Genomic DNA, 22,435 nt, shown 5'->3' on the forward strand with positions numbered 1-22,435 from the left:
GGCAAGGTAAGCCGAATGGCAGTTCTTTCAGCGGGGATAGACAGGTATACCGCAGTCGTATACACGATATCTATGGAAGACCCGGGCTTGCAGGTGGTGGCTGCAGCCTTACACCAGACGTATACCAGACGTATACCAGACGCATACCAGACGTTACACGACATCTATGGGCAAAAAACCGGGTATGCAGAGGCTCACGGGGTATATAAACAATCAGCCCGCCAAAGACGGGCTGACTGCAGCAAATGATTCCATTAAGAGGTAATACATTGCTAATATGGCTTATTAGGACTTATAGTATTATATCCGGCAACGCTAAGTGCAGGGCGCCCGGTTAAAGGCAACGCATTACAATATAACAGCACTACATTAATGGCGATATGCCGGCTTTTGCGCCGGGTGTAACCCGGACCTGGGCTGGACTTATAAACAGGCATCCTACCGGGGCATTTATGGGAACAATGCCTGCCACCCCGGTAAAATGCCTGTATTCGTTAAGCCATGGTCTCATTGACCATTGTATTAATTTTCTGTTGTGATTTGCGCAGATGGCGGTTTGCCATTCGGCGGGCGTCGTCCGCTGCAGATTCGGCCTTATTCAGGAGACCTTTCACACCTCCATTTTTACGGGTCAGATATAAGATCACTCCGGCTGCTGCTGCGCCGACAATAGAAGCGGCTATCATTGCTTTTTTCATAACTCGTTCATTTTGGTATGCATTGTTTAATACAAGAGTTATACCAATTGAAGCCAGATTTTATATTTTTGCCGGCACAATTAAGACCAAACATGCCCGAAACCACACCTGTTTACAGTATCCCGTTGAAATACCGGAAAATGGAGAATCTGCATATCGTTTTCTGGCTGCTGAAAGACATAGGCTGGTGCCTGATCTGGAAGCCATTGGGCATTGCGATGATCTTCCCGACGTTGATAATCGCAATTGTTATTGCTTACCGTACACGGCAGTTCGTATCCGAGTTATGTCACAACCTGGCTATTGCCGTGTGGATCACTGCTAACTCGTACTGGATGATCAGCGAATTCCTGCATTTTGATGCGGAGATCATTACCGGCGGAATCACTTATAAGCATTTGGCACTGATACCATTCTTAACGGGCGTACTGATACTGGCATACTATTATGCCTGGTATAAACCAAAACATCCCGAAGAGACCGAGACGATGTGATGCTTCTCAATAGTCCCACCATACATGCTGTAACCAGTCGTCCGTTCCTCCCATCCTGTCCAGCGCCTCCTGGTAGTGGACCGTATTGCTGAATGCCTCTGTGGCGGGATAAAACAAACGCCTGGGCGGAATGCCGTCTGTCTGCGATTCATTGCCCATGTCGGTAATCGGCTTCAGTACCGGGAAGCCACTGCGGCGCTGGTTGGCATACGCTTCAAATCCATTGGGAAATAGCGCCACCCATTTCTGCATATTGATCTGTTCTATCTCCTTTCCGGGTGTCAGCCTGTGTGCACGGACAAATGCCGTTGCTGTATCGTCCGGGATATATCCTATTTCAGGGTATAGTTTCAGCTGATCTATGGCTGCCCGGATGCCTGTCTGATACCAGGTATTGGCGTCGTCAGGGATCCAGCCCCGGGCGGCTGCCTCCGCCTCCAGGAAGGCCACTTCCGCATATCCCATATGCAGGAATGGAGCCTGCAACTGATAGAAGGGTTGGTTCAATACGCAGTATTTATCCGCAGCAGGTATTACCACGCCTTCAGGGCTCACGTAATCTTCCTGGTCATCCCAATAGTACAGTCCCGGCGCCATGGACAGGTAATTGGTAATAGCGGCGATGTTGTTTCCTTTAGCGTCCTTATTCTCGAAAAAGGTAGGTAAACGCGGGTCTCTTTCTGCCTTCAGGAATTCTACAAAGGTGCTGCTGCCCCTTACCCACTGACGGACGTTATCTTCCAGCAGTGCCTGTGCATAACCGTTGCCCCGCAGGTCGGGATAAGCATAATTATCGTGCAGCATGCGGAAATTATCTTCCGGGCCCCGCATCACACCGGCGGCCAATGCCGCTGTTACCTGCTGCCGGGCAGTAATGGCGTTCACTTTTGTCAGCCGCATGGCCAGGCGCAATCGCAGAGAGCCTGCCAGCCGTTTCCACTTTTCCAGGTCGCCGCCATAGACAATATCATTTGAGATGCCCTCTTTCATAGGATCGAACTGCACAGTGGCCTCTGCCAGCTCTTTGAAAAAGTCGGCGTAGATGTCTGATTGTTTATCGTACTGCGGTGTGTAGACCTTGTTGTAATAGGCCAGGCCGGCCTGTGAATAAGGAATATCGCCATAGGTATCTGTCAGCAGTGAAAACACGTACACCCGCAATATACGCGCGGCCGCCAGGTAATTGGCAAGGGCGGTATCGTTCTTATGATTTTCCAGCAAGTCTACCAGCTGCTTCAGGCTCTTACCATACAGGTTCTCCCACATGCAGTTGTTATAAAATTCATCCCGGATATATTTCCCTCCCTTGCTCATATCTTCCGCTCCTGTCAGGTATTGCACCATGGGTTGAAAGATGTAAAGATTAGGATATCCCATTTCACGTCCTCCATCCATGAAATAAGCGGCAGCCGTAAGCTGCTCGCCCGGAGGAATACGCTCTTTCGTCTTGGGATCTGTATTGATCTCATCAAATCCTGCGGTGCAGGATGATAGTAATAAGATCAGGAGTATGTTCCATCTGTGTCTTTTCATAAGCATCACTTAAAACCTGAGGGAAAGTTTAAGACCGTATGATTTTCGCGTTGGCAGGGAGCCGTATTCCAGGCCCTGTGCCGTTGTGTTGTTGTAACTTGATTCAGGATCGATATTAGGCACCGCTTTGTAAAGGGTGAATGGATTGCGCGCGACAAGGGAAATGGTGGCCTCCCGGAATACCCTGCCGGAGACGGGCAGATCGTAATCAAGATGCAGTTCCCTGAGCTTTACGAAAGTAGCATCGTAAATAAACGCCTCGGGAATGCTCTCTCCCAGCCTTTTCCAGTAGGCCTGCGGATTTACATAGGCCATTACTTCATTGCCCGTGGCCGCCTGAATACCTTTAACAGGCAATCCGCCGGTAGCCGTCCACTGCTCCGGTGTTTTTCCTGCATGGATCCTTTCCTGTTCGGAACGCGCCCATTCTTCCCTTCCTGCCAGCGTTCCTTTCTGGTTGCCGTTTGAATAGGCCAGCAGGTTGGTCATAGAGAAAATATTGCCGCCATATTTTATGTCCACCAGCACTGTCAAAGCCAGGCGTTTGTAGGAGAAGCGGTTGGTAATGCTGCCTGTCCAGGCATATTGATTACTTCCCAGGCGACTGTCTGTGCTGGTATATTTCGGCAGATTATTCCCGTCCAGTACCAGGCGCCCCTTGAAGTCGCGCAGGAAATGCCTGCCGGTGAGCATACCGTATTCCGCATCTTTCTTTGCCACAACAGAAACATTTCCCCAGCGGGCCACTGCTACCGGGTAATAAGGCGATACCAGCGAGTTGAGCGACTGTATCCTGTTCATGTTGCGGGAGAAGATCAGCCCTGCTTCCCAGCTGAAATGCCTGCGCAGCACCGGCATGCCGCCCAAGGCTATTTCAACGCCTTCATTGCGGATATTGCCGGAATTGATCACGGCGCTGGTATATCCGCTGGTGGTGGAAACGGGTGCATTGAGCACCTGGTCTTTCGTCCGGGAATGATACCAGGTGGCGTCAAGGTGTAAACGGTTATCGAAGAAGGTCAGGTCGGCGCCTGCTTCATAGGCGTAGTTAACGCCCGGCCGGAGGTCGGCGAAAGGCACATTATCTACCGCCACACCACCAATGGAATATCCCTTCACGAGCGGAATGTCGGGATTGTAGCCATAGGTGAGCCGTAATAGATAAGGCTGCACAGCGTCCGTACCTGTTTGTGCTACGGATAAACGGAGTTTACCGGAGGACAGGATACGCTTGTTCTTAATCAGCTCTGAGAACTGGAATGCAGCTGATGCAGAAGGATAAAAGTAAGCATTGTGATTGTGCGGCAGGGTAGACGACCAATCCTTCCGTCCTGTCAGTGAAAGGAACAGAAGCCGCCTGTAATCGACATCCAGGGAGGCATATACCGCGTTGATCCTTTTCCGGAGGATCATTTCATGCCGTATACGGGTCGCGAAATTGTCGATGCCTCTTTCGTCGCGGATATTCATTTCACGGCCGGTAGTATTACGGATGGTTTCCTTGTAATCCATGCGGGTGGTCCCTACATTCAGCGTGAACCTGAACTTATTCAGCTGGCGGGTATAGGTCAGCAGCAGGTCGCTGTTGATCTCCCACAGTCTTCTGTCCTTGAGGAACATAGCGCCCATTGGGTTCACAGGCGTGGAGTAGTTCATCAGCTCATTGAAGAAAAACGCAGAATAGTCGGCGCCCGAACGTATGTGCAGGGAGAACCCGGGGCAGAGTTTATATTTCAGGCGGATGAAGCCATTGAAACGATCCTGGTCGCTGTTGTTGGGTTGCTCATAGATGGCCCAGTAGGGATTGACCTGGTAGGTGTTGTTATTCCAGTTGATATAGTCGCCCGTTACAGGATCTTTGTAATGCTTCAGCCAGTTGAGGTCAATATTGGGCGCAATCCCGCTTAATACATAGCCCACGTTATTGGGATTGTCGGACAAGGCAGGCCGGTTCAGCACTTCCTCGTCCAGCCATGCCAGGCGGGTATCCAGCTCCAGGTGCCGCGTGAGGCGGGTCGTAACCCGGGCGGAGAAGTGATGCCTTTGCAAGCTGCTGGTGGGCATGATATCGTTGTTGCGTGTATTGGTATATGATGCCCGCAGCTGCGTCCTTTCATTTCCTGTGGACAGGGCCAGTGTATTGATGAGGGTAAATCCCTGGCGGAAGAACTTTGTGACAGGGTTCCGCGCTTTCACATAAGGCGCCTTCGTGCCATTCCAGAGCCATACCATGCTATCGGCGTTCATTTTAGGTCCCCAGCTATATTGCGCATCCCAGCGGGCTGCGGCTGCGTCTGCGGGCAACTGACCTTCACGGCCGCTGCCATAGGCGTCCTGGAAGTCATACTGACTATTGAATCTTTCCAGCACGGTATTCGACATAAACTCTATTTCCAGCCCTTTACGGGCGCCTTTCTTTGTTGTGATCAATATGACCCCGTTTGTAGCCCGGCTGCCATATAAGGCCGCGGAAGCCCCTCCTTTGAGCACGGAAAGTGTCTCCACATCATCCGGGTTGATAATGACGGTACCATCACCCAGATCATACCCTCCATACTTTTCCGCCTGACCGGGAGAGGTATTGTTCACGGGGATACCGTCTATGACAAGCAGCGGCTGATTATTCCCACCCAGCAGGCGCATTCCCCGCAGGGTCAGTTTCGTGGACCCTGCCGCTCCGCTGTTCACCGGGCTGACATCCAGTCCTGCGATCTTTCCGCTAAGTGTACTCATAGGATGCACATCCCGGACACTGGTCAGCTCCCTGCCTTTTATTTCTGCATGTGCATATCCCAGTGAGTATTGTTCCCTGTTAATACCGAGGGCCGTTACCACGACGGGGTTCATTTGCATGATACGGGTGGTTGCCATCGTATCGGGGACAGCTGCAATTACTTTATGAAACCGGATAATGATCTGATGGCCGATAGTGCGGATCTCATACTGAGCGGGCGGGAAAACGGTTTCCAGGGCGGCCTGTATGGAGATCTGCGTTTCGTTCATGGTAACGGGTGTACGTCCGTTGATGATCTCATTAGGATAGGCAAAGGAAACACCGGTCTGTTCACCTAACCATTTCAGGAAGGCAGGAACAGGCATCTTCTTCACCCGGATATCCAGATGCTGCTGCAGTAGTGGAGACTGTTGTGCCGTACCGGTCAGCACCGCGCACAATAAGAGGGTTAAAATACCCAAAGTGGCCAGGACCTTCATAAGGGTAATGGAGCTCAGTTATTGATCCAGAACGGCCGAAAATATTGCCAAGGCTTCGTCCTGGGGTGTATTATGCAGGCGTAAGGTAATTCGTTTATGCCGTAAATTTTCAACAACTTTTATTTCCGGAATATGGTAGTGGGCGGCTAATACGCGCGCCACATTTGCTGCTTCTTCATTCTCAAATACCAGTTCATTGGTGGCCCAGGCGCATTGATTGCTATAGTTACCTGTCGGATGTTTTATTTCATCATCATTCCGGCCTACAGTTGCCAGGTTGCCGCTGCCACTGTTCAATACCAGCTTCTTTCCCCCGCTTTGCAGGCTGATGCTGCCTTCAAAGACGATCACTTCTGTGAAGGTGCTGTCTATGCGCAGGTTGAAGGCTGTTCCCAGCACTTTTACGGTTGATCTATCTGCTACGACAAGGAACTGCCGCTGCGGATCTTTCACTACATCGAAATAGGCTTCTCCCTGTAGTAGCTTCACCTCGCGTTGTTTGAATAACTTCCTGTAAGCCATGGAGGTACCTGCTTTCATGTGTATAGTAGAGCCATCAGGGAGGGTGATACTGTCTATATTGGAAGTCGGCGTGGTATAAGTGATCCAGGCATTGCGGGTATTTTGCCACCACCAGCCGCCTGCGGCCAGGAACAACAGGACAACAGCCGCGGCAACGATCTTCCGGGGGAACATGCGCTTTACCCTGGCGACCGGCGCCATGTGCTGCGACAGCTCCTGCCACCCTTCAGCTACATTAAAGGGCACAGGAGGGACACCTGCGGCAGCCTGCCAAAGCTGCTTCATTTCTGCATACAAGCGGCGGTTCTCTTCCGAGTCCTGCAGCCATTTGTTCAATGCAGCCTGTTTGTCCCTGTTACCGGGGTCCGTCAGACAATCTATGATGAACCCGGTTATGTCGTTGTTGTTCATTGCTTTATAGTATTACGACAATTCAGCACCCCTATACTTTGATGCTACTGCAATTTTTTTCCGTCCAATAAGTGATTGCGAAGATATTTCAGAGCTACTGCCAGCTGAAAATAGACCGTGTTGAGCGTGATCCCCAGCCGTTCTGCTATTTCGGCGGGCTCCATTCCCTCGAAGCGGCTGAGCAGGAAGATTTCCCGGCAGCGCGGCGCCAGGCCCTGTGAGAGACGTACGATCTCTTTCTGTAACAGTAAATGGTCTGTGATATCATGCAATGACGCATCGTCGGCCTGCCATTGCAGGACTTCTTCGCTGACATTTCTCGAACGCCGTTTTAACTCGTTGATGCTCCTGTTGGTTATTGAACGATATAGGTAGTGACGCACATTCCCGGTGATCTCGATCTGTTGTCCCTTTTCCCAGAGGTGTGCAAACAGGCTTTGCACGACTTCTTTCGCCAGGTCATTATCCCTGACCCAGCGATAAGCTAACAGGAACAATTCCTCACTGTATGCTGTGTAAATTTTCTGGAAGACACCGGCATTACGGCTACGGAGGGCCTCAGTAGCTTCTTCAGCAGAGATATGGTATCCGTCTTGCGTCATCATCAATTTGAATGCCGCACAAAGTATTATTTTTTTTAAATAATCGAAGGGAAATTTCAGCAGCGACTGTGAAAAGCAAGCACCCCTGAAAAGATGGTGCAACGCTGAAATAATGCAATGATAGATCCTGTTAAGTATTCAGACGACCTGCTGCTTCATAATTATCTTTCAGGCCTACTCCCGACAATTGCAGTCTGACGGCCTCCTGCAGCAGATAGCAGATCTTTCCTGCTGCAGTGTCATATTGTAGTCCCTCCCGGCGGATGTTAGAGATGCAGTTCCTTGATTCATCTGTATTGCCCACCTTCGGGTTAAAAGTAAAATAAGCGCCCATACTGTCGGCCGCACTGAGCCCGGGCCTTTCTCCGATCAGTACCAGCGTCATTTTCGCTTGCAACAGGGTCCCGATCTCATCGCCGATGGCCACCCTTCCCTGCTCCACCAGGCAAACAGGTCCTGTGGATATACCTGCTGCTTTCAGCATAGGTAACAATTGCGTCAATAACGGTAAGGTATGTATATTCATCGCCGTTGCGGAGAGGCCATCTGCGATAATGATGGCTACGTCTTTCTGCAATAAGGCAGCCGGCAATGTGTGCAGGGTGTTAACACTCTCTGTATCCAGTCTCCTGCCTTTATCAGGACGTTGCAGGTATTCCTGCCTGTCGGCCGCACTGCTGTGCAGCAACAATGTACCTGTATGAAAAGGTTGCAGCTGTTCCATTAACAGCGTTATATCCAGCTTTGAGTAAACGGCATCCCGGGCATGTGCATGCGCCAGCCTGAAAGATAATACTTCCCTCAAGGGGATAGCAGTACCTGTTCTTCCCAGCGCAATACGCGCTGTTGTAAAAGCCCTTAATGAAGACCAGGGATCTTCCTGTACCTGGTTGCTGTGCTGTAATTCCTTGCTCATCTCTTGTGATGGATATTAATAAAATATACTGCCTGCATTTCCTTATGGCGGTGCAACCTAATCGCTGATGCTTAGCTATGCCGCATGATCGCTTAATTACTGATAGCTTTCATTATGGATCATGCCATAACGATTGATCGTACTTATGTGGCATGCACACTTAACTGCTGCTTTTCATTATGGACTATAGCATAATTACCGATGCAGCATGAACAGCTGATTGCGTCAGGCGTTCCGCGATGCATTATCGTATAACTGCTTACGATGTTCACCCTGCATTATAACCCAGCAGCTGATGCATCTTCCCTACCTGCTGCAACTGGCCTTTATGATTGACAATGCCCTGCCTTTGCAGCCAGGCTTCAAATTCAGGCGCGGCCTTCAGGCCGAGTACCTTGCGGGCATACAGCGCGTCGTGAAAGGAGGTGGATTGATAATTCAGCATGATATCATCAGCCCCCGGTACGCCCATGATAAAATTGCAGCCTGCCACACCTAATAATGTAAGCAGGTTATCCATATCATCCTGGTCGGCCTCTGCATGATTTGTATAACAGATATCCACTCCCATCGGTAATCCCAACAGTTTACCGCAGCAATGATCTTCCAGGGCTGCACGGATGATCTGTTTACCATCGAACAGGTATTCGGGGCCAATGAAGCCTACAACAGTGTTCACCAGTAAAGGAGAAAACTTACGGGCCACTGCATAAGACCGCACCTCGCATGTCTGCTGGTCCACACCTTCATGTGCGTTGGCAGACAAAGCACTTCCCTGCCCCGTCTCGAAGTACATCACGTTGTTACCAATAGTTCCCCGCTGTAATGACAGCGCTGCCTGATGCGCTTCTTCCAGCAAGCCCAGGTGAATACCGAAACTGTTGTTGGTCTTTTCTGTACCACCGATAGACTGAAATACCAGGTCGACCGGCGCACGGTGAATGATCTCCATGGCTGTAGTAACATGGCATAAAATGCAGGACTGCGTGGGAATATCGAACTGTGTACGCAACTGGTCCAACATGTGCAATAATTGCACGACTGCCTGCGGACTATCCGTAGCGGGATTGATACCGATCACCGCATCGCCGCTGCCGTACAGCAAACCATCTATGATACTGGCGGCAATGCCTTTGGGATCGTCTGTGTTATGATTAGGTTGCAGGCGTACTGACAGGTGTCCTTTTAAACCGATGGTATTACGAAAGCGGGTCACTACTTCACATTTCTGCGCCACACTGATGAGGTCCTGGTTACGCATCAGCTTTGATACCGCGGCTACCATCTCGGGTGTAAGCCCGGGCGATAAACGTTGCAGCGCCGCTGTATCCGCTTCATCGCTCAGGAGCCAGTCGCGCAACTCCCCTACGGTGAAATGACTCACAGGTGCGAAAGCAGCCTGGTCATGTGTATCAATGATCAGGCGGGTGATCTCATCTTTTTCGTAAGGAACGATCGCTTCCTGCAGGAATGTTTTTAAAGGTACATCTGCCAGCACCATCTGCGCCGCAACACGTTCTTCATAGCTGTCGGCCGCCAGCCCGGCCAGGGCATCGCCTGAGCGGAAGGGCGTCGCTTTTGCCAGCAGCGTACGAAGATTGCCGAAGGTGTATGTTTTGTGTTGTATGGTATGCTGATATGACATGAATGTTGTTGTAAAAATATTGATGATGTACGCGGCTTCCCCGGGGTTGCCCGTGTTACGATACGCCACCCGGGGTTGCCACCCGTGTTACGATACGCCACCCGGGGTTGCCACCCCGGGCTACAAACACAGGGACTCCTGACGGAGTCCTATTGCGTTTTGTGGCTTGCGTTTTATGGTTTGCGTTTTTTGTTTTACGTTTTTTTTGTGAATCGTATTTGTCAGAGCACCATTTCTTGTTGGGCAACAGGAACCACCGGTGTGCGGTGTTTGCCCATTGCTATGAATATAACCACTGCAATGATCAATCCTGAAAAGAACAGGAGCGCCAGCAATTGATTGTAGTAGATGATCGCAACCAATGATACCACCGACAATGCGAGTGCAATAGCAGGGAACCAGGGATAGAACGGCGCTTTAAAAGGACGTTCCAGTTCCGGTTCTTTCTTTCTCAGTATGAACAGGCTGATCATGCTGAGGATGTACATCACCACAGCGCCCATTACAGAGAGGATCACCAGCTGATCTGTTTTACCCAGGTACAGTGCCAGCACGCCCAGCAATCCGCCGGCTATGAGGGCGATATAAGGCACCTGTCTTTTAGGGCTCAGTACAGCCAGTACACCTGGCAGATAACCGCTGCGGGCCAGCGCAAACAGCTGGCGGGAATAACTGATAATGATGCCATTGAAAGAAGCGATCAATCCGAAGAGACCAATCCCCGCAAAGATCTTCGTAATGCCGCTCTGCTTACCCAGTACAACGCCGATGGCTTCCGGTAAGGGATAGTCAATGGCTGATAATGATTTCCAGTCGGTGATGCCTCCTGTTAACACCATCACGCCTACCGCCAGTAATGCCAGCGTGAGCATAGCAGAGATATATCCCTTTGGGATATTACGGGAAGGATCCTTCACCTCCTCTGCTACCATGGCAATACCCTCGATACAGACATACAGCCAGATAGCAAAGGGAAGGGCGGCAAATACGCCGAGCCAACCTGCAGGCATTGCATTGTGCATAAAATTGGCCGCTTTGAAGGATGGCCCTACAATGCCCATATATATCAGCAATTCGGCTACTGCCAGTAAGGTGATAACCAGTGAGAAAAGGGCTGATTCTTTAATACCCAGCAGATTGATGCCCGTCAGCAGCACATAAAAAACGATACCCGTTCCCAGTACGGGCAATGCAGGATGCAGGAAATGCAGGTAATTGCCCAGGGCAAAAGCAATAGCCGGTGTGGCCAGGAGGAATTCTACAGCAGTGGCATATCCTGCTATCAGTCCGCCGAAAGGCCCCATTGCCCGGTGCGAATAAGTAAAGGGACCGCCTGCCTGTGGAATGGAAGTGGTCAGTTCTGTAAAACTGAAAATGAAAGTAATGTACAGCAGCGTGATGACGAGCGTGGCCACAAGGAAGCCGATGGTACCGGCTACGCCCCAGCCATAATTCCATCCGAAATATTCACCGGAGATCACTAATCCGACGCCGATGGCCCAGAGATGTATGGGCCTGATCACTTTCTTTAAAACTGTTTCCTGAGCAGACATATATAAACACGGGATTGCTGGTAATGCCTGAATCATTACCATTGGTTGATAAAGTATATTCCCGTTTCCCTCCGCGAAATGTTGTCAAGATACACAAAAAGATCACATTTCAAGCGCCAGCGAGGTATTCGCATTGCGGCTGCCTGCAAATTTCAGCCTGTATTCTGTGGGGGTCAGCCCTACTTCCTTTCTGAATACTTTACGGAAGGCCTTGATATCGTTGTAACCACAGTCGAGCATTACCGTGAGGATGCTGTTACTGGTCTGTTCCAGCATCTTTTTAGCCGCTTCGATACGGGTCTTCTGCAGGTATTCTATGGGGGTGATGCCTGTAGCCTGTTTGAAACGGCGTACGAAGTTGCGGCGGCTGGCAGGAATATTTTCCATGAACGATTCCACGTTGCGGGCCTCCTGGAAACAGGATTCCATGCGTTGCTGTACTTCAGAGATCAGCGGGTCTGTATGTTTCTTTTCCGGCAGGAACATACCGAAGTAGGATTGTGTTTCACGATCCATGTCGATAGCAAACAGTTTCGCAGCCTTCACGGCCATGTCCTGTCCACAATATTTCTCTACCAGGTGCAACAACAGGTGGAAGGTGCTGGTAGCCCCTCCGCTGGTGTAGATGCCTGACGAAGAGGTAAGCACTCTGTCGGGCTGTAGCAACACATCAGGAAAATGACCTGCAAAAGCGCGGCAGGCGTTCATATGCGTGGTGGCAGGCTTACCATCCAGCAGACCTGTAGCCGCCAGCAGGAAAGCACCGGTGCAAAAACTGGCGATTTCCGTTCCTGCGTGGTGTTGTTGCCGTAGCCAGGGAATAAAGGTGCTGTTGGCGGCAATGGCATTATCCACATCTCCCGCTATAAAAGCAGGGATCAGTACAATGTCAGGTTTCGCTGCCTCCTTTAATGCCACCGTGGTATAACGGCCGTAATGAGGTAACATGTCCACTTCCTTCTGATCGGGCAGTACCAGCTGTATATTGAAAATTGGGGCCTGCTGGTTGACAGCATACATATTGTTTACCGATTCGAATACATCCAGAATGGCGGCCGTGCTTATAAGCCGGTGGTTGTAGGTGAGCAGCAGTGCCAGGTTCATCATGATTTCAGGTTTTAAACAAAGTACCGGTCAAGTTACGACATTTGGCTCAAATACGCCCTATCTGCTTCTTTATCAGTTATTCAAGAAAAGTTTATAAAATATGCTTCTCCTGCAACCTTCCTTTTCCGGAAAAATGAAAATAGTGTCTCATTCCGGCGTATGATCCACGCCGCTTCCGGTATTGCTGCCGCCTAGACCAAATTGCCTGTTACAACACCAATAAAAAAGATCTGAAATATTATAAGCAATCGTATTTTTAAGGAAATAATAATGCTTTATTCCACGTTAGCGTGCTGCTAAAGGGTGTACCTGCATCATTATGCATGCAGCGTTGTCAGATCATCATTATTTTCCTTTAGCCGGTAATGTAATACAGCAACATTTCAAACCATTATCTTTTATACCTGATATCATACAGTTATCTTATCATTCCATGTAAACAGCTATATACTTCTGCAAACCACAAGGCATTCCGCTATAGCCTGATAAAAATCCCTCTTAAACACATGAAGAAAACCGTCAATTCCCTCCTCCTTTGCATGACTATGTTTGCTTTGGCAACCTTATTACTGATGTGCAAAAAACAGGACGCCAACAGCATGAAGCGGGTAGCCGGCAACAGCCTGATAGCCGCTGCTGCCGCGCCACAGATCGTTACGTTCGTACATCCTGGTGTGCTGAACACACAGGCAAGCCTGGACCTGATCGCCTCACAGGTGAATGGCGCCACGCCGGATCCTGTACGTACTGCCGCTTACCAGAAAGTACTGGATTATGTCAATAACAACGCGCTGCCTACCCGCTTCTGGGAAACCGTGACCGTGGGTTCCAACGGGGCCACCACAGAGTCAAAAAGCCAGATCAGGAAAGACGCCATACTGGCTTATGCACTGGCCTTGCGCTGGGCAAAGACAGGTAATGCCACGTATGCACAACAGTGTATCGCCATCCTGAACGGCTGGTCTTACACTTTCAAACAGTATGCAGTGCTGTCGGGGTCTAACCAGTATCAGCCATCGCTGGAAGCGTCATGGACCACTCCCAGTTTTGTTGCCGCTGCTGAGATCATGCGTTATTACAAGGCCTTTGGTCAGTCGGCCGGCTGGTCTGACGCTGACATCAACCAGTTCAATAACTACCTGAACCTGGTGAAGAACAATTATATCAACAACACACCGGCGTACAACAACAACTGGAATGCTTCTGCCGGTTATGCTAAAATGGCCATCGGCATTTTCCTGAACAGCACTACCGTATACCAGAATGGTTATAATATCATTACACAGCACCTGCCGGTCATTATTAAGTCTGACGGCACCATTCCTGAATATTGCGACAGGAATGACTGTGTGCATTTCCAGTATTCACTGACAGCATTCGCATATGCGGCCGAGCTGGCAAGTATACAGGGCGACAATTCCCTGTGGACATTCAATTCCAACCTGCTCAGCAAAGGCTACGATTATATGAAGGCTGCCTACAACGGGGCCACTTCCTGTACCACCTGTTCTACTTCCAGCACCGTTTTCCCGGGCACCGAAGTGGCTTACAATTATTACAAGACAGCGAACCTGAAATACCTGCGGGAACTGCAGGACCCGCTGTATGTAACTTCAGACAAAACGTTCCTGGGCTTTACCTCCTATACACATTTTGATGTACCCGGCCTGTAACAACGACAAGTAAACAGATAACCAGGGCTATAGCGGATAAGACCGTCCCGGATACTCCAGGACGGTCTTTTTTTTAAAAAAAAGATATCAGGTATTGCAACGTACGTTTTTAATGCATACCTTTGAATCATGAGCTTATTTAAGAAAGATACATCTCCCGAGATGGTGCCGACGAAAACTGAAATGGACGTACTGCAGATACTCTGGCAGTATGGCCCCTCTACTGTACGTTTTGTACACGACAAATTGAATGAGCAGAAAGAGGCGGTGATCTATACCAGTACTTTAAAGCTGATGCAGGTAATGAAGGAAAAAGGGATGCTGGACCGTGACGAAAGCAGCATGAAACATGTGTACAGCGCTGTCGTGGAAGAGAAAAAGGTGAAGGGCACCCTGCTGAGCCGTTTTATGGACTCCATGTACAATGGTTCACCGAGCGACCTGGTGGTGGCATTGCTGGGCAATGACAAGACCTCACCGGAAGAATTAAAGAAGATCAAAGAGTTGTTGAAAAATATGGATAAGTAACTAAATTCCAACACCCATGCACCCCTACCTCAATTTACAATCAGGTGGCGAACAGTTTCTCCAGGCTTTCAGCTGGATGCTGATACATTCCCTCTGGCAGGGATTGCTGCTGGCCCTTACAACGGCCATATTACTGCAATTCACCAAAAGGGCGCCTGCACGATTGAGGTATTATATACTGTTCAGCCAGTTTGTATTATTTATACTGGCTTGTATATGGACCTTCTTCCTGGGTATGAGCAGACCATCGGTAAGTATTGTACCACTAAGCGATACTTTCGGGCAGCATGCTTCGCAACTGCTGCATATCAATACCATTAACATACAACAGTTTGCCGGTGCATGCGCCGCTTATATTTCCAGTCACGCATCATGGCTGGTACTTGTGTGGGCTGTCTTTTTCGCTTTCCGTTCCATCAGGATGGTGCAGGGACTGATGTACCTGCAACGTGCACGGCATCAATATGTTTATGCGGCGGCCGGCTGGCAGGAACGGCTTGTGCTGCTTTGTGGAAAGCTGCATATCAATAAAAGCATCCGCCTGCTGGAATCGGCCCGTATAAAGGCACCTATGGTAATAGGACATCTGAAGCCGGCGATACTGATGCCGGTGGGTTTATTGAGCGGTATGCCGGTGGAACAGGTGGAGGCAGTACTACTTCATGAACTGGCCCATATACGCCGGCACGATTATATTGTAAACCTGCTGCAAACCTTTTGCGAAACTGTTTACTTCTTTAATCCCGGTCTCTTATGGATGTCCGGCCGGCTGCGGGATGAGCGTGAACATTGTTGCGATGATATCGCCCTCGCACAAACCGGTAACAAGAAAGAATTTATACAGGCGCTGATCAGTTTCAAGGAACACGCTATGTACAATCATGCAGCTGTGGCATTTCCGGGCAGGAAGAACCAGTTGCTGCAAAGGGTGAGCCGTATTATCAACAACAAATATCAGCCGCTGGGAACAGGTGAAAAAGTATTCTTCATGGCAGGCATCCTGTTGCTGACAGTTATCCTGTCAACCGCTGCCATTACCCAGCTGCGCAGTATGGAGCAGGATCTTGCCGGCATACATCACACCGCCAGGAATTATGTCCTTCCCATGCCGTCGCCCTTATTGCCAATTGCAGCTGTTGCACCCGCAAAACCAACTGATGGTGTTACGCTGCAAAAAAACAAGCGGATAAAAAATGCAGCGGCCGCTCTTTCTGTCATAACACGTGATGCGACAATAAGCAGGGAGTCTGCAGACGAACATTACGTGGAAAAACTGCTGGCAGATGAAATACAGCCGGAACAAACAGAAGCCGCCATGCCCCGCGATGAAAGGAGGCGCATAAGGCCAGCGTATACAGCCGGCAATACACAAAGGGCAAACTGGTCTGCCTTCCGCAGGCAATATACTCCCGGCAACAGCCAGCTGCCCAGCAGCTCTTCTGAGCTCCACCTCACTGCAAACGGCAGAGAGATCACGCTAAGTGCCAATGAGGTAGTGCTGCGGGACGAGCAAAGAGAAGAGGCAAGACTGGCTCATATACAGGGTCAAAAAGACAGACTGCAGGCAGATCAGGACCGGGCGCAGGCTGTCAGGGACCGGATACAGGCGGAAAGAAACCGTGCACAGGCAGACATGGACAAAGAACGGGGAAGGCTGGACCGCATACAGGCGGAGAAGGACAGGATGCAGGCAAACCTTGACCGTATACAGGCTGATAACGACAGAGTACAAGCGGAAAAAGACAGAGCGCAGGCAAACCTCGACCGCATACAGGCTGATAAAGACCGCGCGAGGGCCGAGGCAGAAAGAAGGCAGGCAACACAATAATCCATTTAAATAATCATTCACCATTTAAAGCCGTGCAATAGCACGGATGGCATTGTATTGCCACTACCATTCTAAAAACAACAATATGACGTAAAAAATTTTCGCAGCCCTTACTGCGACAGGATCTTTATTTCCCGTTCATTCCCGGGCTTTGTTTACAAACCATGTAATTTTTTTACAGCAAAAGCTGTAACAGGATGTCTATTGCCTGTACATCCCAGGCATTATTTACAAACTTAAAATTCATCAGAAAATGAGCACACATTACTTCAAAAGCAACATACTGCTTGCATCATTCCTCGTATTGACCCTTTCCATAAATGCACAGCAGATCTCTTCCCAATACACGACATCTGATCAGAAAAACGGGAAGGAACGTGTCATCACTGACAAAGGTGATAAAACCTACCAGCTGGAATTTACGGATGGCAAGATGAGCTTTTTCTCTGTAGATGGTGTCAGCATACCGGAGGAAAAATGGGGCGATTATAAGGCCATTATCAACGAGATCCAGGAGCAGATGAAAAAGGACAAGGAACAGGCAAGACTGGATCGCATTCAGGCGGAAAAAGACAGGGAACAGGCAAAGCTGGACCGCATCCAGGCCGACAAGGACAGAGAACGGGGAAGACTGGACCGCATTCAGGCTGACAAGGACAAGGATCGCGGAAGGCTGGATCGCATCCAGGCGGAGAAGGACCGGGAACAGGGAAGGCTGGACCGTATAGAGGCAGACAAAAACAGAGAACAGGCCGACAGAGACCGCCTGCAGGCAGAGAAAGATCGTACGCAGGCAGAATCAGACAGGCAGCAGGCGGACCGGGACCGCGTACAGGCGGATAAAGACCGTGCACAAGCTGCATTGGATCGCATACAGGCCGACAAAGACAGGGAACAAGCCGCGAAAGACCGTGTGCAGGCAGAAAAGGACCGTGCACAGGCCGCGGCTGACAGGAAGATGATGGCCGACCTGACCGCCGATCTTATAAGTGATAAACTCATTACCAGTGCGAATGACCTGCACATGCTGACCCTGTCTCCCACTGAAATGACAGTGAATGGTATTAAACAACCTGATGCCGTGCATAAAAAGTACCAGGATAAATACAGCCGCTTTGCCAAAAACCGTTTCTCCTACCTGTCTGACGGCAATAGCCAGCAGATGCAGATGCACCGGGGAAATTAAATGACCTGCTTATTAGTAGTTACTTTCCATTATGAGAAAAGCCGTCTTATTTTTGAGACGGCCTTCTGCTTATCTGTTCTATTAATGTATCTCCATTCAATATTCGCCAACCAGAGAAGTTGAGCTGTTTTTCTATCACTCCGGGTAACTGGCCTACCACCTCCCTGACCGCTGCCTGACTTAAGACCCAGTTGTTGGGGCATTGGCCACTGCTCAGGTTAAAAAAGACCGGTCTGAATTCCGCTCTGGCCCGCAGGCTGTCTACCTTTTGTTTAAGAAAATACTGCCCAAGCGCTGTACGCGCTACGCGGGTGTTATAAAGACCTGCAATGATCTCACTCAGCTCACTGAATTTTCTTATCGCTGCCGGTTCCACTGCCGTGCTGTCGCCGAAATTAAACTGGACCACAAATACTTTTATCGAGGAGTCTTTCAATGGCAATACGTTTAACACCTGTAATAAGGTTTCCGCTCCTTTATTCTCATAATACCCTCCATCTACATAGTGCGACTGCCTGCAACTGCTTTTGCCGTCCCTGTAACAGAGAGCCGCTCCGGGCGATACCAGCGGGAAGCGGCTGCTGAGATTGATAGCAGTGCTATATTGCAGATTGAGACCAGTTACATTGTACAGGTCACGATGACTGCCAAAAGGCAAAGCGCTGACATCTACATTACTCCATATACATTGCCGGCCAGTTTCTACCTCTGTAGTATTGATGAAGAGGGCCGGCAAATCACCGCCAATAGTCGAATCGAATGAACTATCCAACAGGTTCACCCGGGGCTTCCACACCTTACTGGTATCTCCACCACTATACTCCCAGCTTCTCTCCAGTGCTATCGCCCTGTCAAACTGTTCGATATGATGCGGCCAGAAGTAATTGACCACTTCTCCAAAAAACATCTTTCCTATCACCGCAGAAAGATGATCATGCTCGAAGAAGTTCCTGATAGCAGGCACCAGGCTGCCTGCCTCGCCAGACATGCGTTTACTGATCACCATCGAATTAAATACGTTAGCACCGACGGAGCCTCCGGAAACAGTGCTATAACAATAGATATGCTTCGTCAGGAATGGCATGTCCTCCTGGAGTTGTGCCAGTGTCAGCGCAGTAAAAGCGCCTGTTCTGAGTGCACCGCCTTCCGCTGCGACAAAAATAACTGGTATTGTTTTTCCATCTTCCAATCTATAGGTTCCTGAGGAATCATCTTTCAGGTGCTGCAACCATGCACCGAAATGCCTTTCGATGGTTTGCCGCTCGCCTTTTCTTACCTTGTACAGCTTCCTGGCCGGGTGATCATTATTATAAAAAGACGAGATCAGAAACAACGCTAACAACACCCATCCCAGTGGTATTGGCAGCGCCCACCGGCGTCTGATACTATTGAGGTAGTTAAAAAACACCACCACTATCTGCCAGCAGGCAAATGCGGTAGCAGTAATTCCCGCCGTTCCAAGATGCATAAAACAGTTCTCGGGCAGCCAAAGAAATATTATAATGATAAGGGCCGCTATACCTGTAGAAAGATATAGCTGATTCAGCAGATGAGGATAGAAACGCCGGGGTATCCGGTATAACCAGATCTTCAACTTACTATCTTTATCGAAATCTGTTTTTAAAAGCGTGAATGTTGTATGATGAACAATTGCATCATCTTCAATAAGGGGAGCGGGCAGTGTCGTACCGTCCGGAAGTACAACACCTGTCGGTAATTCCCTATCAGGAAGTTGTTCGTCACGCACTACCTTCTCTGAAATATTAATACGCACATCGCTATAGATACCATAGAGCTTTTTGCTCCAGACCAGTTCATTCCCTGTTGGAACAAACCAGCTAAATGGTCGTTTTTCAGACCAGGACGACAAGATGGAGCTTATATAGAGCACGTACAATCCTGCCACTAATACCAGGCTTGTAAATAGTATTCCTGCTACAGCCCGGTATTCTCCATTATTCAGTTTAACATTTCCACTGAACACTACAGTAAGCATCGCAATACCAAAAACAATAAAAGGATAGAAAAGAGAAACATTGGCCACTCTCCGCTGGATGCTCTTTCTTTGCTCCACCCTGTCCCGTGACAATGACTTACCTGAGTTGTCGGTCAGGTACACCATCCACCGGCATGTCAGTTCAGAAGAAATCGCCCAGAACAACATCGCTGCCTGCAGAAAAATGAAGGTAAGCGGCTGTACAGGCGCATTACCAAGGTCTTCTATCATGCATAGTATAACATCAGCGCCCTGTGTTGTCTTTACAAAGAGAAAGAATGCCGCCAGATCAAAGATGAGTAGTATCCATATACCACGCAATACGATGATCAGATCAGAGAACCAGGCAGAATCCCGTGTAGTATTCATGTTTTTCAGTTTATCTTCCACCAACGTTAAAACCTCCCATGTTAAATGTTAAGGATAAAAACCAGGCGCTTTTCCAGACGTCTTTCAGAGGGATGGTACTCAGCTCATTCAATTCAATGACATCACCCGTTTTATAGCCGCCGTCCAGGTCTTTTACAGGCCCTAGTGCAACACCACTGCTGAATACCCAGCGACTGTCACGGCCAAACATCACGCTTCCGCCAAACAGGTAACGGGGCAGCGCCTGTTGATTAATGGCAATCCCTGCAGTGGCACTGAAATTCACATCTGTGCCGCTACGCCAGTAAATATGCGTCAGGATAGCGGGTCCTATGTTAAAGTTGCCTACATCTTTGTTCAGTATCCTCTTCCGCTGTACGGAATCAATAGATGAGATGCGGGATGAATCTATTGTTCCATTGTCCCTCCTTACATAAGTTGTATCGTTAAACCATTCTGTTTTGGTAATAAAGTCTTTGTTTACCAGCGAGCTGCCAAACAGGCCTACACTAAAGTCAACCTTTACGCCACCGGCGGTATAGTATTTCCTGACAGTCTCTTTATTCATGGTGACAAGCTTACCATCGTGATAACGGTTTAAGGTAAGGCTGATCAGGTCTTTGTTTTCAATGAGGAGGTTGTGATTGTCGTACCGTTTATAACCGGCTATTTTCAGGAAGAGGTCTACAGCCTCATGTACAACCTTAAAGTACTCTTCCTGCTGGTCCTTGTCAATGTCTTTCAACTTCAGTTCTGCTGCTTTTAATATGCCTGTTGCCGTAAAGTCTGTAATCCCTAAAAGGGTCGTCATCCGTTCTTTGATATAGGCAACCCCATTTTCTACCATCTCCACATCCAGTCTTTCCTGCTTCATTTTTTCGTTTGCATATCTTTCCAACTCAATACGCAATTCTTTAAACAGGTCGAAGGTTTTCATTCCATTTTTTATACCGCCGGCGGCTCCCTTCTGCTCTTCAAGTGCTGCCGCCTTTTTTCCTTCCTCCCCTGCTGCGCCCGCGCCGGTGCTGGCTATAAAGGTCCTGTTAAATAAGGCTGCATCATCGAGAAAACGGTCGCCGTAATCGGCAGACAAAACAATACTATCACGGTATGGATGATAGTGCGGCACTACGATCAATAAACTCCTGTTTACTGTAGGAGACAGCTTTCGGACTTCTTTGATCTTATAGATATTATCACATTGCGGAGGTAACACATTGCTTCCTGTGGCAGCAAACTGCACCGCAGGATACAGTGCTTTAGTGATATCAAGTTCCTTTTTCAGCAGGTCCAATTTCTGGGCGATAGCGTTCAATTGTTCTTCAGTCGTCGCTGCCGATATCTGCTGACTGACATCCTGGAAGTCTTTTTTTATCGTATTTAACCTTAAGGTAGCCCTGCTATCTGTTGTCTTTAGCTGAAAGCCCGTCAATTCTTTATCAAGCTCATTAATTTCCTTTAATACACCGGATAATTTGTTCTTCTTTCCTCCACGTTGTGCTTCCATAACAACACCATCGCAGGTATTACCCAATACCTTATTCAATCTTTTATAAATACTAACCGGATCCTCTTTACTGAAATCATAGACAATGGCCCAACGTGTATGGTAATTTAGCTTGACAGACTGTTGCGGTACGATTTTGCCTGCCCATGCTGCTTCCATTTCAGGGGTCGGTATAAATAAATAGAGAAGGTCCTTATCAACAGGGGTTTCAATACGTTGCGGTTCCGCTGGTACGGACTCACTTATATGTGTTTCAGGCTTAACGGGAACAGTTACTTTCACCTTATCTTTAACGAGAACAGCATTGATCGTTCCTCTTTCAAACCCTTCCTTTTGACGAATATCTGCCATAAATATTTGGACCTTATTACCGGAAGTATCCACCTTGACCAACCCTTTCGGCATCAGTTCTTCCAGCGTAGCAGAGCTACTATCTGAGGTAATAACAGATGCCTTAAGGAATTTTTTCAGATCATTCCCTGTTATGTGAATTATACTGAAGACTACATTCCTATCGAACGTCAGTCCTAATTTCTCTTCAGCTTTTAATGTATCAGGCCATAGGGTAAAATCCGCCGTAATGACCTGCTTGTCCTGTGCCTTAGCTGCTATATTGCAACAGATCATCAGCAATAACAATAATGTCTTTTCCAT

16 protein-coding genes are annotated in these 22,435 nt (G+C 48.9%); 5 read left to right on the forward strand and 11 right to left on the reverse strand.

The features are described from left to right. Positions 1-494 precede the first annotated feature (494 nt). Complete coding sequence (locus tag MYF79_RS25945; RefSeq protein WP_247810795.1) at positions 495-698, reverse strand: hypothetical protein; 204 nt, start codon at positions 696-698, stop codon at positions 495-497. A 92-nt stretch (positions 699-790) separates the two neighbouring features. On the opposite strand from MYF79_RS25945, the gene MYF79_RS25950 reads away from it, so the two are divergent. Continuing rightward, on the forward strand, positions 791-1,192 hold the full coding sequence (locus MYF79_RS25950; protein ID WP_247810796.1) for a hypothetical protein: 402 nt from the start codon (positions 791-793) through the stop codon (positions 1,190-1,192). A 6-nt stretch (positions 1,193-1,198) separates the two neighbouring features. On the opposite strand, the gene MYF79_RS25955 is transcribed toward MYF79_RS25950, so the two are convergent. The 8 genes from MYF79_RS25955 to MYF79_RS25990 all read right to left on the reverse strand — a co-directional run bounded on the left by MYF79_RS25955 (position 1,199) and on the right by MYF79_RS25990 (position 12,694). After that, positions 1,199-2,725 carry a SusD/RagB family nutrient-binding outer membrane lipoprotein gene (locus MYF79_RS25955; RefSeq protein ID WP_247810797.1) on the reverse strand — a complete coding sequence of 509 codons (1,527 nt, stop codon included), beginning with the start codon at positions 2,723-2,725 and terminating at the stop codon, positions 1,199-1,201. Between the two features lie 9 nt (positions 2,726-2,734). After that, on the reverse strand, positions 2,735-5,938 hold the full coding sequence (locus tag MYF79_RS25960) for a SusC/RagA family TonB-linked outer membrane protein (RefSeq protein WP_247810798.1): 3,204 nt from the start codon (positions 5,936-5,938) through the stop codon (positions 2,735-2,737). An 18-nt stretch (positions 5,939-5,956) separates the two neighbouring features. After that, a complete protein-coding gene (locus tag MYF79_RS25965; RefSeq protein WP_247810799.1) occupies positions 5,957-6,871 on the reverse strand; it encodes a FecR family protein in 915 nt (304 codons plus the stop codon). 44 nt (positions 6,872-6,915) lie between these two features. Next, positions 6,916-7,476 carry an RNA polymerase sigma-70 factor gene (locus MYF79_RS25970; RefSeq protein WP_247810800.1) on the reverse strand — a complete coding sequence of 187 codons (561 nt, stop codon included), beginning with the start codon at positions 7,474-7,476 and terminating at the stop codon, positions 6,916-6,918. A gap of 127 nt (positions 7,477-7,603) precedes the next feature. After that, positions 7,604-8,389, reverse strand: coding sequence for an ethanolamine ammonia-lyase subunit EutC (gene eutC / locus MYF79_RS25975; protein ID WP_247810801.1), 786 nt, complete (start codon positions 8,387-8,389; stop codon positions 7,604-7,606). A 268-nt stretch (positions 8,390-8,657) separates the two neighbouring features. Then, positions 8,658-10,034, reverse strand: coding sequence for an ethanolamine ammonia-lyase subunit EutB (locus MYF79_RS25980; protein ID WP_247810802.1), 1,377 nt, complete (start codon positions 10,032-10,034; stop codon positions 8,658-8,660). A 221-nt stretch (positions 10,035-10,255) separates the two neighbouring features. Beyond that, positions 10,256-11,587, reverse strand: a complete 1,332-nt coding sequence (gene eat, locus MYF79_RS25985) for an ethanolamine permease (protein ID WP_247810803.1) — start codon at positions 11,585-11,587, stop codon at positions 10,256-10,258. A gap of 102 nt (positions 11,588-11,689) precedes the next feature. Next, entirely contained in the window at positions 11,690-12,694 is a 1,005-nt protein-coding gene (locus tag MYF79_RS25990) for a GlxA family transcriptional regulator (RefSeq protein WP_247810804.1), read from the reverse strand. 506 nt (positions 12,695-13,200) lie between these two features. Between MYF79_RS25990 and MYF79_RS25995 the strand changes: the two genes are divergently transcribed. The 4 genes from MYF79_RS25995 (at position 13,201) to MYF79_RS26010 (ending at position 17,909) form a co-directional block, all read left to right on the forward strand. Next, a complete protein-coding gene (locus MYF79_RS25995) occupies positions 13,201-14,367 on the forward strand; it encodes an alginate lyase family protein (protein ID WP_247810805.1) in 1,167 nt (388 codons plus the stop codon). A 129-nt stretch (positions 14,368-14,496) separates the two neighbouring features. Beyond that, positions 14,497-14,895, forward strand: a complete 399-nt coding sequence (locus MYF79_RS26000; RefSeq protein ID WP_247810806.1) for a BlaI/MecI/CopY family transcriptional regulator — start codon at positions 14,497-14,499, stop codon at positions 14,893-14,895. A 16-nt stretch (positions 14,896-14,911) separates the two neighbouring features. Beyond that, positions 14,912-16,723: a M56 family metallopeptidase gene (locus MYF79_RS26005; RefSeq protein ID WP_247810807.1), complete on the forward strand. Its 1,812-nt coding sequence runs from the start codon at positions 14,912-14,914 to the stop codon at positions 16,721-16,723. Between the two features lie 253 nt (positions 16,724-16,976). Further along, complete coding sequence (locus MYF79_RS26010; protein WP_247810808.1) at positions 16,977-17,909, forward strand: hypothetical protein; 933 nt, start codon at positions 16,977-16,979, stop codon at positions 17,907-17,909. Between the two features lie 46 nt (positions 17,910-17,955). Here MYF79_RS26010 and MYF79_RS26015 read toward each other — a convergent pair whose 3' ends face one another. Continuing rightward, positions 17,956-20,274, reverse strand: coding sequence for a hypothetical protein (locus tag MYF79_RS26015; protein WP_247810809.1), 2,319 nt, complete (start codon positions 20,272-20,274; stop codon positions 17,956-17,958). A 10-nt stretch (positions 20,275-20,284) separates the two neighbouring features. Continuing rightward, complete coding sequence (locus tag MYF79_RS26020) at positions 20,285-22,435, reverse strand: hypothetical protein (RefSeq protein ID WP_247810810.1); 2,151 nt, start codon at positions 22,433-22,435, stop codon at positions 20,285-20,287.

Source organism: Chitinophaga filiformis, assembly GCF_023100805.1.
GTDB classification, from domain to species: domain Bacteria; phylum Bacteroidota; class Bacteroidia; order Chitinophagales; family Chitinophagaceae; genus Chitinophaga; species Chitinophaga filiformis_B.

Bases quoted from the DNA above. Each gene is read 5' to 3' on its own strand.
- MYF79_RS25945 (WP_247810795.1), bottom strand. From the start codon at position 698: ATGAAAAAAGCAATGATAGCCGCTTCTATTGTCGGCGCAGCAGCAGCC.
- MYF79_RS25950 (WP_247810796.1), top strand. From the start codon at position 791: ATGCCCGAAACCACACCTGTTTACAGTATCCCGTTGAAATACCGGAAA.
- MYF79_RS25955 (WP_247810797.1), bottom strand. From the start codon at position 2,725: ATGAAAAGACACAGATGGAACATACTCCTGATCTTATTACTATCATCC.
- MYF79_RS25960 (WP_247810798.1), bottom strand. From the start codon at position 5,938: ATGAAGGTCCTGGCCACTTTGGGTATTTTAACCCTCTTATTGTGCGCG.
- MYF79_RS25965 (WP_247810799.1), bottom strand. From the start codon at position 6,871: ATGAACAACAACGACATAACCGGGTTCATCATAGATTGTCTGACGGAC.
- MYF79_RS25970 (WP_247810800.1), bottom strand. From the start codon at position 7,476: ATGATGACGCAAGACGGATACCATATCTCTGCTGAAGAAGCTACTGAG.
- eutC (WP_247810801.1), bottom strand. From the start codon at position 8,389: ATGAGCAAGGAATTACAGCACAGCAACCAGGTACAGGAAGATCCCTGG.
- MYF79_RS25980 (WP_247810802.1), bottom strand. From the start codon at position 10,034: ATGTCATATCAGCATACCATACAACACAAAACATACACCTTCGGCAAT.
- eat (WP_247810803.1), bottom strand. From the start codon at position 11,587: ATGTCTGCTCAGGAAACAGTTTTAAAGAAAGTGATCAGGCCCATACAT.
- MYF79_RS25990 (WP_247810804.1), bottom strand. From the start codon at position 12,694: ATGATGAACCTGGCACTGCTGCTCACCTACAACCACCGGCTTATAAGC.
- MYF79_RS25995 (WP_247810805.1), top strand. From the start codon at position 13,201: ATGAAGAAAACCGTCAATTCCCTCCTCCTTTGCATGACTATGTTTGCT.
- MYF79_RS26000 (WP_247810806.1), top strand. From the start codon at position 14,497: ATGAGCTTATTTAAGAAAGATACATCTCCCGAGATGGTGCCGACGAAA.
- MYF79_RS26005 (WP_247810807.1), top strand. From the start codon at position 14,912: ATGCACCCCTACCTCAATTTACAATCAGGTGGCGAACAGTTTCTCCAG.
- MYF79_RS26010 (WP_247810808.1), top strand. From the start codon at position 16,977: ATGAGCACACATTACTTCAAAAGCAACATACTGCTTGCATCATTCCTC.
- MYF79_RS26015 (WP_247810809.1), bottom strand. From the start codon at position 20,274: ATGAATACTACACGGGATTCTGCCTGGTTCTCTGATCTGATCATCGTA.
- MYF79_RS26020 (WP_247810810.1), bottom strand. From the start codon at position 22,435: ATGGAAAAGACATTATTGTTATTGCTGATGATCTGTTGCAATATAGCA.